Annotated in this window: 10 protein-coding genes; 4 read left to right on the forward strand and 6 right to left on the reverse strand. The window is 52.3% G+C overall.

The window, feature by feature from the left end; genetic code table 11:
- Window positions 1-265: 265 nt before the first annotated feature.
- Window positions 266-2,137, reverse strand: a complete 1,872-nt coding sequence (locus tag AABA21_RS16845; protein ID WP_338252123.1) for an alpha-amylase family glycosyl hydrolase — start codon at window positions 2,135-2,137, stop codon at window positions 266-268.
- A 312-nt stretch (window positions 2,138-2,449) separates the two neighbouring features.
- Between AABA21_RS16845 and AABA21_RS16850 the strand changes: the two genes are divergently transcribed.
- Complete coding sequence (locus tag AABA21_RS16850; RefSeq protein ID WP_338252125.1) at window positions 2,450-3,244, forward strand: class I SAM-dependent methyltransferase; 795 nt, start codon at window positions 2,450-2,452, stop codon at window positions 3,242-3,244.
- A gap of 74 nt (window positions 3,245-3,318) precedes the next feature.
- Here the strand turns inward: AABA21_RS16850 and AABA21_RS16855 are convergent, their stop codons facing one another.
- From AABA21_RS16855 to AABA21_RS16870, 4 genes are all read right to left on the reverse strand, one after another.
- Window positions 3,319-3,462 (reverse strand): hypothetical protein, encoded by a 144-nt coding sequence (locus AABA21_RS16855; protein ID WP_338252127.1) that lies wholly within the window; start codon window positions 3,460-3,462, stop codon window positions 3,319-3,321.
- 93 nt (window positions 3,463-3,555) lie between these two features.
- Entirely contained in the window at window positions 3,556-3,954 is a 399-nt protein-coding gene (locus AABA21_RS16860; protein WP_338252129.1) for a hypothetical protein, read from the reverse strand.
- A gap of 189 nt (window positions 3,955-4,143) precedes the next feature.
- Window positions 4,144-5,175: an endonuclease/exonuclease/phosphatase family protein gene (locus AABA21_RS16865; RefSeq protein WP_338252131.1), complete on the reverse strand. Its 1,032-nt coding sequence runs from the start codon at window positions 5,173-5,175 to the stop codon at window positions 4,144-4,146.
- Window positions 5,176-5,367: 192 nt separating this feature from the next.
- Window positions 5,368-7,059 carry a sensor histidine kinase gene (locus AABA21_RS16870; RefSeq protein ID WP_338252134.1) on the reverse strand — a complete coding sequence of 564 codons (1,692 nt, stop codon included), beginning with the start codon at window positions 7,057-7,059 and terminating at the stop codon, window positions 5,368-5,370.
- A gap of 311 nt (window positions 7,060-7,370) precedes the next feature.
- Between AABA21_RS16870 and AABA21_RS16875 the strand changes: the two genes are divergently transcribed.
- The 3 genes from AABA21_RS16875 to AABA21_RS16885 all read left to right on the forward strand — a co-directional run bounded on the left by AABA21_RS16875 (window position 7,371) and on the right by AABA21_RS16885 (window position 10,756).
- Window positions 7,371-8,243: a class I SAM-dependent methyltransferase gene (locus tag AABA21_RS16875; protein WP_338252135.1), complete on the forward strand. Its 873-nt coding sequence runs from the start codon at window positions 7,371-7,373 to the stop codon at window positions 8,241-8,243.
- Between the two features lie 128 nt (window positions 8,244-8,371).
- The gene (locus tag AABA21_RS16880) at window positions 8,372-9,937 is read left to right on the forward strand and encodes a radical SAM protein (RefSeq protein WP_338252137.1); all 1,566 of its coding nucleotides are present in this window, start codon (window positions 8,372-8,374) and stop codon (window positions 9,935-9,937) included.
- Window positions 9,938-9,946: 9 nt separating this feature from the next.
- Window positions 9,947-10,756, forward strand: coding sequence for a class I SAM-dependent methyltransferase (locus AABA21_RS16885; RefSeq protein WP_338252139.1), 810 nt, complete (start codon window positions 9,947-9,949; stop codon window positions 10,754-10,756).
- Window positions 10,757-10,798: 42 nt separating this feature from the next.
- On the opposite strand, the gene AABA21_RS16890 is transcribed toward AABA21_RS16885, so the two are convergent.
- Window positions 10,799-11,689 (reverse strand): CDP-alcohol phosphatidyltransferase family protein, encoded by an 891-nt coding sequence (locus tag AABA21_RS16890; RefSeq protein WP_338252140.1) that lies wholly within the window; start codon window positions 11,687-11,689, stop codon window positions 10,799-10,801.
- Window positions 11,690-11,749: the final 60 nt, after the last annotated feature.

The raw sequence follows: 11,749 nt of genomic DNA on the forward strand, positions 1-11,749 counted from the left end.
AGGAAACCTCCACAAACAAATCGTTTACTAATCGTTTACTATAGGTAGATTTTGTGGGCCAGGAATGTGCAATGTAGAAACCATATTACGGCCCTGAACACTATCTCCATCGCATGCCATGCATGTTCTGGAAATCTAGTATTATTTATCGGTAAGACTGATCTATTCAATAGAGGAGGCAAGAGGGTATACACAACGGCGACGGCGTGTCAGGCACGTCGTCGCCGTTGTGTATACCCTCTCTTCAGGCATGCAACAGGGTAAGTTACTCTTTGATGAAAATAAAACCATAGTGGCCGGGCACCTCAAGCTCGAACATCTGGTTCTCCTCAGAGACCTCGATCTCATAGGGCTCGCTACGCTTCTGGTGATCGATCATCTCGCGATAGGTACCTGTACAGGGGAACGGCACATCTATCTTCTGGGGCGCGTCCGAGAAGTTGAGGAAGACAAGCGCGACCTGGCCGCTTTCGCCGTGGTGACGCCGGTAGGCCACGATTTTGTCTTCAATGCGCGACTCAGCACTATAATAGAAGGACTCTCGACTACGCAGCGCGGCATAGTCGCGGCGCAGCGAACCCAGCGTACGGTAAAGCTGCACCAGGGGAGTTCCATACTCATCATAGAAATACTCCCAGCTGATGTTGCGCTGATAGCAGACACGCGCCCGGCCTTTAGTCGGCAAGACATAGTTTTGCGCGAACTCCTGACCCTGCCAGAGCATTGGTGTGCCCTCACAGGTATACAGCGCAATGGCAAAGGGCTGCAGCTTATAAAACTGGCTGCGATCCCCAAATGGCACATCATCGGGAAGAATAGCAACGTGTGAGATCAACTGGCTGTTGTCATGGTTCTCCAGGTACTGAAACGGCATCACGGGCATATCGACAGGCTGCCCCTCTATGTCCTGCACGGTCTTGGTGTAAGGATAGCCGGTATAGTTTTGATCCAGCACAACATGATGGACAAAATGTTCATCCACGGTCCCGGTCTCCGCCATGCCTTCCGCCATACAACGCAGACTGTCCTGCCAGGTGCTGGTCGAGAAAGTATTCTTGAGAATCTCCTGTGGCCGGTTCTGGGCCTCGGTACACTGGATTAAACGGCTATACTCACCCGCCTTACCGGTAGGCGTAAAGCGTGAAATCTTGAGAGATTCATTATAGGTATTGTAAGCGATCTGCGCGTACTGAATACCCATCGGACCATCGTAGAGGTCCGTCACCTCATCGTAGCGGAAGCCATCAACATGGTACTCATGGAGCCAGTGATAATTGGCGGTCTGAATATACTCTCGGGCAAAATCTTTCGAGAAATCGATCTCGGGACCAAAGGGACCATCGCCACCAATCATAGGACTCTCCAACCCTGTATCCTTATAAATAAGGTTATAGGGAAAGCTGGCGTCCACGTGCTGGTACACAACATCCAGGATCACAGCGATACCCTCGTTGTGGCAGGCATTGACCAGTTGCTTCAAGCCCTGGATGCCACCCCAGCGCTCATATGGAGCGAAGTAGTGTAGCGGCTCATATCCCCAGTTGAAGTTCAGCTTCAGGCTGGTAATCGGCATCAATTCCAGGCAGGTTACGCCCAGGCTCTTCAGATATGGGATACGCTCAATCACGCCCGCGAAGTTGCTATTAAATTCTTCCACATTCAATTCATACACGACCAGGTCGGCCAGTTCGGGCGTCTTCCAATCCTGATCGGTCCATTCAAATGGCGAAAAGCTCTCGGGCGTCACGACTGAGGAGAGCAGGCCGATATCGGTCGCCAGGGCAAATGGATCGGTAAACCAACGCGTCACGACGCGCTTTTCCTCACTAGCAGGATCTTTTTGCAGCAGCTGATAACGATAAAGGTACGTTCCAGAGAGACCAAAATGGGTTCCCTCCTCCAACGAAAGATGCACATCTACATGCCAGAGATCATTGGCCGCTCCTTCTCGGTAGCGAAGGAGAAAGTCGCGCGGTAGAACATTTTCATAAAAGTGATCCGCTTTATGCAATACCTGTACATGCACTTCATAACCATCCTGTGCAGTAATACCAGGTAGATAGATGCCAAAAGTGATATCCACCCCATCTTGATTGGCCGGCCTGGCATAGGCGCCAACTTCACGCAAATTGATCATGGATGCTCCTAAATTAAGATCTTCTGTCTCATAGGGGATTGATAGTGCTCCTGGTGGAAATCGCTCAGTCCTCCACGTATCACCCCCGGGTAAAACCCAACCATATCTAGCACGTAGCAGAGCTTTTACAGGTTTCAAACCGCCCCTTTACCACATCTGAACTCATCACGATGTTCGTATTACTGGAAAAACAATGCCAGCAGCATTTGATAGCGATGATGCTTTTTACTACGACGTTATCTGGTTATAGAGTAAGATATATGAGAAGATGTTGACATAATATACTGGTTCTAGATGAAGATAGGAAAGAGCATGCAACCCAAACCCGACAACTTCGATCGCCAGTTCGCGAAATCGTTTCAAAATCAGCAGGTGGTGGATGCCTACCGCTATCGCGCACCATATCCACCAGAAACGTTCTCCATCCTGGCCGACCTGATCAAAGATGAGCCGCGTACACTGCTAGATGTGGGAGCCGGTTCAGGCGATATTGCCCGCCAATGCATCCACTTTGTGGATCGTGTGGACGCGGTCGACTTCTCACAACACATGATTGAACGGGGGAAACAGTTGCCCGACGGCGATCATCCTCATCTGCACTGGATCTATGGCAAGATCGAAGAGGTCCCCCTTAGCCCACCCTATGCCTTGATCACCGCCGGCTCCAGCATTCACTGGACGGAGTGGGAAATAGCCTTCCCGCGCTTTCACGACCTTCTTACGCCACGGGGTGTGCTGGCCCTGGTCCACCGCCGTACCCTGTCGATGCCCTGGAACGAGGAGCTCTCACAGTTGCAGGCGCGCTACTCTAGCCACCGTGGACATCGCTCAACCTATGTGCGCAAAGAATTGGAGGAGCGCGGCCTGTTCCACACGATTGGTGAAACCGAGACCACGCCAATTGATTTTCATCAGAGCATCGAGGACTTTATTGAAGGACTGCACTCGCGCAGCAACTTTACTCGTGAACGCATGGGCCAGCAAGCGGCCGAAAAATTTGATCACGAGGCCAGCTCCTTCCTCTTGCGCTACCATCCTCATGGCATGATCCCCCTCCAGGTCATCGGCACCGTGGCCTGGGGGCATCCGCTCAAACCAACCAGCTAAAATGAGAGTAAACGGATCGCGCCGATCTGCAGAGAGCGGTGTGATCCCTCGGCTCAACACAGCCTATCGCAGTGCTAAAAGAAATTGGCGACATACGGCCAGAAAAAATAGAGCAGGCAGAGCAGAATGATCACAATAACGATAAGAATCAGGCGTATAAAACGTGCCCTGGGATAGTTTTCCCGGGCATACGATGGACGTCTATCGCGCTCTTCCATAAAATTCAAGCACTCCTAGCGATCTTTTTGAGATATGGGCAACAGTTAAGGTCTTGTGACGCATTGCTGCTCAGTCCCCAGTTAGTACAATGGTTAATCGTGTAAAGGAAGGATACGCGAGATGCGTTCAGGCGAAACGAAACGACCAAGGATGTTCCAGGACTTAATGGTGTGGTCATGACCACGGGCCGTGACAATGTAGGTGATATTCTCAGGGTCCAGATACCAGCGTTGAATGGCCCTATCCTGGTCCTCCATGGGACCATAGACGCCCCCGCGCAGGAGCACACGGCGGACCACCCCTTCACGGGCACAGGTCTCATCGCGCACAAACTGGACACGGTCCCCTTTACTATATTCAGGGGATGGTAGCGAGGCCGCGTCAAAGCCCTCGGGCCAGCTGACAACCCTCTGTCCGCGGCGAAAATCCACGGCCTCCCATTGGTTCAACGCTCCATTCCAGACTGGCGTGGGCAAATATTTCTCAGTCATTACTACAGATCACCTCTCTTAATATGGTCGTTATCCGACTCTTCTTAGCATACGTCTTACACGCAAGATCATTGCCTACCGGGTGCCTGGATTTTCGCACCTGTGGTGCTCAGGGGTTATTTGTATGTTGCGGCATCGGGTACGCGGATGCGCACCCGATAAATAACCAGTGTGGACTTATTCTAACCGCTAGACAGAAAACTGGCCAATCAGAATACAATGCTGACTGCCACGCGCGACGCAATTCGTGTCCAGCTTCAAAGGCTTAACGTTGGGTGATACGAGCATGTAGTCGATGCGAAAAAACGTCCATACCCGGTTGAAGTAGTTGATCCCCCACGATTGTCCATACCCCCCTCCTACCTGTAGCTGGCTATCAGTCAGACTGGAAGAGAGATCATGGTAGGACGGCTCGCGATCGGTGAGATTCATATCACCAAGTAGCAGCAGGTGCTCTCCATGCGCCAGTAGCGGCTGCAAAAACTGGTGGAGCGCCAGCACCTGATTATCGCGCCGCTGAGGGCAATACGTACAGCCATATACCGTATTGACGGACGAGATGGGATGCGCATTGACAACCATCATGGTGCGGCCATGACCTAGATCCAGGCGCACCCAGAGGACACGCGGAATATCCCACACCGCCCGCGATCCGTTCGCGGCCTGTACGCTGCCATGGTCTACAATTGGATATTTGCTCAGTACGGCCTCACCCGGAGGAACATCATTTGGCCGGTACAGATGATACGGATACGCCTGCAAAAGGTCCGTCGCCACGTCGATGCCGGTCCAATCAGCCTCCTGCAATGCTATGATATCAGGATTGGTTTCATTGATGATCTGCCTGAGATATCCGTCTCGCTTATTTCTGCCCCGGTAATTCCAGGTCAGCGCGGTGATTTTTTGCCCTGAGGCAGACTCCTGTGCATTTCCAGCGCCCGGCCGCGGTGGAAACCAGAGGCACAACAGCACGATCCCTGAGACAAACACAATGCGTAGCACCGTGGTAAAACGCCAGAACAGGAAAGGGACCAGGATGACCAGCGGTATAAACAGGTAGGGCGCAAAGATAGAAACCAATGGCAACACACCGGCCCGCTGGGGCACCAGGGTCTGGATCGTCAGCAGTGTGGCCAGTATCAAAAGATAGCTCAGGGTTCCAACAATCAAAGCTTTGAAGCGTTGCTTCTTCCAAACTCGAAAAAACCAGTTCCCGACCATTCTTCGTGAATCCTCTATTCAGCAGATGCAGATTTATGATGCTATATGACCATGCACCAATGCAGCATTTCATCCTTTTATCGTATTGTGCATTCCACGCATTAATACTCATGCTCCTTATACCGTAATTGATTTACTCGATAGAGTCAAGGTATAAGATTACTATTCAGCCAATCGAGCATAAATCGCGTGCTAGTCGGCGGCCTCAGTGACGATTTGAGATGATGCGTATAATGGCAGGTGGATGTAAAATGTTGAACCCTTGTGCAGTTTGCTTTCAACCCAGACGCGACCACCGTGACGATTAATAATTTCCCTGGTCACATAGAGTCCGATACCGAAGCCACTTAAGGAGGAGTTGTTGGTCGCACGTGCCCGATAGAAACGCTCAAAGATGCGTGAGCATTCATCGGGAGCGATCCCCATCCCTTGATCTTTCACCCACATCCAGGCCTCACGATGCTTCTCGCTCCGCTTATCGACGGGAACCACGCGCAAGCCGACTTCGATCTTGCCACCATCAGGGCTGTATTTGATCGCGTTATTGATCAAGTTACTGATGACCTGGATGATGCGCTCTTTATCAAAGACGCCGAGTAGTGGCTCTTGCTCATGCAGTCCCTCTACCGTTAGATGGATCTGGTGGCGGCTGGTCGTCATCACCTGGCTATCGACAACCTGCCTCAGGAGACGGTGAAGATCGTGTAACGCTCGATCGAGCCGCAATTGCTGCTGCTCAATCCGGGTAATATCCAGCATCGCGTCGATCAAACGGGTCAGGTATTCACTCTGGTCGACGATATGCATGAGCGCCGACTGCGTCAACTCGTTGAGGGAGCTTGCCTCCAGGGGCACATGCGCTAAGAGATCCGCAAATCCCTGGATAATGGTGACGGGCGTGCGCAATTCATGGCTGGCGATGGAGAGAAATTCATTTTTGTGCTGCTCAATGTTTTTTGTTTTTGTAATGTCTTGAAAGAGGATGATCGCTCCGGTCAGGATCTGCTGCTTATCGTGCTTAACTGAGATCGGGGCGCATGAAATCAGCACGACGATTCTCTGACCATCGGGGGTAACAAGCGTTGCTTCTTTACTGCGAATGATTTCGCCGCTTAACGCTTGAATCAGAAAAAAATTCCAGGGCGGAAGCACCTCCGGAGCCATATGCTGTACCTCAGGTACAGGCTGACGTGTAAACTGGTGTACTGGCAAACCGATCAACTGAGCGAGGGAGGTTTGCAATAAGCCAGCAGCCGCCTCATTGGCATAACGGATAGAGCCACTGATAGCATCGGCGATCAGAGCCCCCTCAGGAATTTGATCCAGAATAGTATACAGGCTTGTCTGCTCGCTCTGAATCGTCAGATTCATACGCGCCTGTACCAGCGCGGCCGCAATGTATGTACCAGCCGCCGTTAATGAAGATATCAGTGTTGTTTCCTGCGGCAACACGTTCGCAAAAGCCGCCGTCAACATGCCCTCATAATGATTGCCAAACCACAATGGAATAAAGATAATGCTCTGTATCTGCTCGTGATCCCAGAACCGCCACTTCTCCCCCTGCTCCTCACGCATGCCAGCCTGCACATCCGAGAGCACAAGCGGCTGCTGTCGGTTATGCGGCCACTCGTTGAATGGGCAAACGTGTTCTGATAATGTATGTAAACGGCGTGCCAGAACATCGTCATCACAGGTGGAATGAATGCCCAGCAAACGATAGCTCTTACGGGTATCATCTACAACGTGGAAGCATGTGACACTTGTATGCAAATGGGTATGAATAGTCTCTAGAGCCCTATCAATGATAGCCGCAATGTCGGAAGATTCACGTACGCTCTGCGCTACGCTATCAATGATCTGCTGGCCTATTTGCGTATGATCCATTGCAAGCCTCACTTCAAAATAACATTTGCACACATATCCCAACAAGCACGTGGCCTATTGCGACCAGCTACACACGCAATTAGTGTTCAGGTTGTGTTTGTCTTTGTTATAACTTACAAACAATGAAATACTATACGTTCCTTTAACAAACGTGTCAAGAAAAGTTTATCCTTGCATAAAAAGTAACATGTCTTTATACTAGCAAGTACTATTCTTATCACGTTTGAACAGACGAAAACGCCTATTACTATAGGATACGCTACGATCTCTACCTATAAATTCCTGACAGTTACAGTAAAAGGGGAAACACAATGGCAGATTTAGAGCATACTCCTTCACAGGGAGAGGCGTACTTCACTGATCCAGAGAGTGCCTCTGAAATAGCCAGGCTTACAAAGCAGGCTCGCCTGCTCACCAGGGCCATGGGAGGCCCCCTGGATGAAGCGATCGATCAGGCTGGCATCATCGACGTGCTTGATGTAGCCTGCGGGCCCGGCGAGTGGGCCCTGGAAATGGCATACCTTTATCCCAATAAACAGATCACCGGCGTCGATATCAGCCAGCTCATGATTGAATACGCCCGTTTCCAGGCATCGCAGCGCTCCCTGTTCAATACCCATTTCCACACTATGGATATTTTGCAGTCACTTGATTTTCAGACTGATAGTTTTGACTTTATTAATGTTCGCCTGATCGCTTCTTTCATGTTCCGCTCCAGCGACAACTGGCCCAGGTTCTTACAGGAATGTGTCCGGGTAGCGCGCCCGGGTGGCATCATTCGCCTGACAGATTGCGAATGGTTTATCAGCAACAGTCCAAAGACCGAAACATTATTTGGCTTATGCACACGGGCTATCCATCTCAGCGGCAATACATTCTCACAGGATGGGCGTCAGATAGCGATCACTCCTATGCTCAAGCGCTTCCTGCGCAATACCGGGTGTCGCAACGTTCAGCACAAAGCGTTCGCGGTTGACTGCTCCGCTGGCTCGGATTCTCACCAGAGCTTCTATGAGGATATGCAGGTCTTTCTCAAGCTTCTGCAACCCCTGGTCATCAGCACGGGGATCGCCAATAAAGATGAGGTAGAGTCGCTCTATACTCAGGCGCTGGAAGAGATGAAAATGGACGATTTTAACTGTCTGTGGTACTACCTCACCACCTGGGGAGAAAACGCAAAGTAGGTATCCAGGCAGAGCCACCTATAGTATTTCTACTTCTAATCGGTTACCATCAATACATAGTACCTGGCAGGCGATATTAACTCGAGCATGCGTCACAATAGTTGAGGGTAAAGCCGGAGGAGATTTTCATGCATCAACAGGATAAGGTACCTACCCGGGTCATTACAACTCCAGAGATAGCGAGAGATACCATAGCCAGCACTCCGGGACCAGGCTTGCGCCGCAAGGAAGACGCGGATTATGTCTTTCTCGAACTGACTCGCAGTATCTGTCCCGACTGCCGCAAAGTGATTGATGCGCATATACTTGTACGCGACAATAAAGTATATATGCGCAAGCGCTGTCCCGAGCATGGAGTATTTGAAGGACTGGTCTATGGCGATGCACAGGCCTACGTCTCCGCCACCCGCTTCAATAAACCGGGCACCATCCCCCTGGCTTACACCACAGAGGTACAAAACGGCTGTCCGTACGACTGCGGACTCTGTCCAGATCATCAGCAGCATGCCTGTCTGGGCATCATTGAGGTCAATAGCGCCTGTAACATGGATTGTCCGCTCTGTTTTGCCAATGCGGGCGCGGGTTTTAATCTGACCCTGGAGGAGGTTGAGGGCATCCTGGATCATCTGGTAGAGACAGAGGGCAATCCCGAGGTCGTGCAGTTCTCAGGCGGTGAGCCAACCATCCATCCGCAGATTATCGAGATGATCAAGGCGGCCAAAAAGCGCAATATCCGCCACGTCATGCTGAACACCAATGGGAAACGCATCGCCGACGATGATGAGTTCTTGTGGCAACTGGCCGATCTACGTCCTTCTATCTACTTCCAGTTTGATGGCTTTGAGGCCGAGACCTACCGTATCCTGCGCGATGAGCCCGCTATCCTGCCGCAAAAGCTGCGCGCGCTGGATCGGCTGGCAGAGATCGGCGCGCATGTCGTCCTGGTGCCCGCGGTGGATCGCTTTGTGAATCTACACGAGGTTGGCGCCATCGTCAACTTTGGTCTACAGCATCCAGCGGTACGCGGCATCAATTTTCAGCCCGCCTTCCAATCTGGTCGCCATGGTGAAAGCGATCCTATGCAGCGCCTGACCATCCCTGATATCCTGCAAGCATTGGAAGAACAGACTAATCAGACCCTGCTGGTCTCGGACTTCGTACCGGTCCCCTGCTGCTTTCCTACCTGCAACTCGGTAACGTATGTACTCAAAGATGGGGATACCGTTCTGCCGCTGACGCGCGTGCTCAATGTCGAGGATTATCTGGATTACATCGCTAACCGGGCGGCGGCTGACCTCTCAGAGGATATTAAGGCTGCCCTGGAGGGCCTGTGGTCATCTTCCGCTGTACCGGGATCGGACAAGGCGGCGCAGCAGTTCGCCCTTTCCTGCGCCGCCTGTGGGTTACCTGATAATGGATTAGACCTACAAGCGTTCGCGAACAACATCTTTATGATCATGCTCCAGGATTTTATGGATCCCTGGACATTTAACCAGAAGAACCTGATGAAGTGCTGTAAAGAGATCCTGTTACCAGACGGCAAGCAGATTCCGTTCTGCGCCTATAACAATGTGGGCTATCGCGAGCAGGCACGCGTCCAGCTACAGGCACGTGAACGCCAGCGCAGCCAGGCCAGGCGCTCCAGTATCCCTTATACACCCGAACCACTGACCTTCACCTTTGAGCAGAAATGAGGTTGGCCGATGAATACAGAGCATACATTTGACGCTACAAAGGTGAAGGCGTGCTGCGCGCTGGCCTATCAGAGCGATGCCGCCAGATTGCTGCTGGGCGATTCATTTCATCCAGGCGGTATCAAGCTAACCGAATACCTGGGATCCCTGCTACGCCTCGGGGAAAGACAGCGTGTGCTGGATGTGGCATCAGGGCAGGGGGCCAGCGCGATCGCGCTGGCCCGGCGCTTCGGCTGCCAGGTTCTGGGTATCGAGTATGGTGCGGAAGCGGTCCAACAGGCGACCCGGGCGGCTGCTGCCGCTAACCTCTCCCATCTCGTCACATTCCAACAGGGGGATGCCGAGCACCTGCCTGTATCGGACAACTCTTTTGATGCGCTCATCTGTGAGTGCGCCTTCTGCACATTCCCAGATAAAACGCTGGCGGCCTTAGAATTCCAGCGCGTCCTCAAGCCAACGGGCCAGTTGGGTCTGAGCGATCTCACATGTACAGGCGCGGTGCCCGAGGATCTACAGGGCCTGCTCGCCTGGATCGCCTGCATCGCGGATGCGCAACCGGTAGAGTCCTATATCCGCTACCTGGAGAAGGGGGGCCTGAATATCACCCGCATTGAAAACCATGACTCGGCACTGCATGACATGGTCGAGCAAATTCAAGGCAAGCTACTGGGAACAGAGCTGCTGCTGCGCCTGCAAAAAATCGAGTTGCCAGCTTCGTTTGACATAGAACAGGCAAAGAGGCTGGCCCGCGCAGCCAAAGCAGCTATCCAATCCAACACATTTGGCTACGTCACGCTCCTGGCACGTAAAGAATATTAAAAATCTAAAAATTTAAAAATCGCCGCCCGGCCCAGGAAGCACTTATGATGAGGCTTGCGGCCGTATATTTGCTATCAACTGGGCGGCGGGCGCAGCTATTAATAGAAAGATAACGATGCAGAGTAACGGAGCAGCCAGAAAATGAATGTGGATAGCCAACGAGGCCGGCAGCAGCAGGTAGAGAAAGTAGAGGCACTGTGTCAGGCCAGCGGCTTTGCCCCACCATGTTGAGCCAAAGCGTACGGGATGGGCCAGCGCCAGGTAGCTTACAAGCGCCGCCAGCAGGGGCAACAGAAAGCGTAGCAGCATGATCGCTCCGATCCAGAGCGGCAGCATACCATCCCGTAAGAAGATGAGCGTGAGCGTCAGATAGAGGCAGAAATCGGTCTCCCCATCGGCGATCTGCCCCAACCTGCTCTGCGTGCGCAGGTAGCGAGCAAGATAGCCATCCAACATATCGGTCGCGATGCCAGATAAAAAGATGACCAGCGTCAGAGCGGGAAACATGGTTAATCCGCCCACGAGCCGGGCCAGCAGATAGCATGTGCCCAGTCCCCGCACCCAGGTAAGCGTATTAGCGATTCCCACATGGGGCAATAGCTGACCGTCAGATGCAGAGCGGTTCAGACCCAGGTGCCAGAACAGGTCGCACTGTTGCCAGACGATACAGATAGCGAAGACTGGCAGCAAGTACGCGGTATCAGCGATACCCAGCAACAAGGTGTTGGCTAACAAAATAAGCAGGGATAGCACGCCAATGAGGCAGGTTATCCGCAGCCAGGAGCGTCTCAAGGACGGATGCCCACGGGCTGTCTGACAGGCCATCAGCCAGGAATGCAGGAAGAAACGTCCCCAGGCACGCGGACTGAAGCGGCTATCGCGCAGCGTCGTCAACAGTTCAACCACAAAGGTCTGTTCGGCACCTTTTTGCATAGGTCATGGTTCTCCTGGTACTATTTGTGTAAGGATCATGCATTTCAACAGGTAGCACTC

It is taken from the genome of Dictyobacter halimunensis (assembly GCF_036245075.1).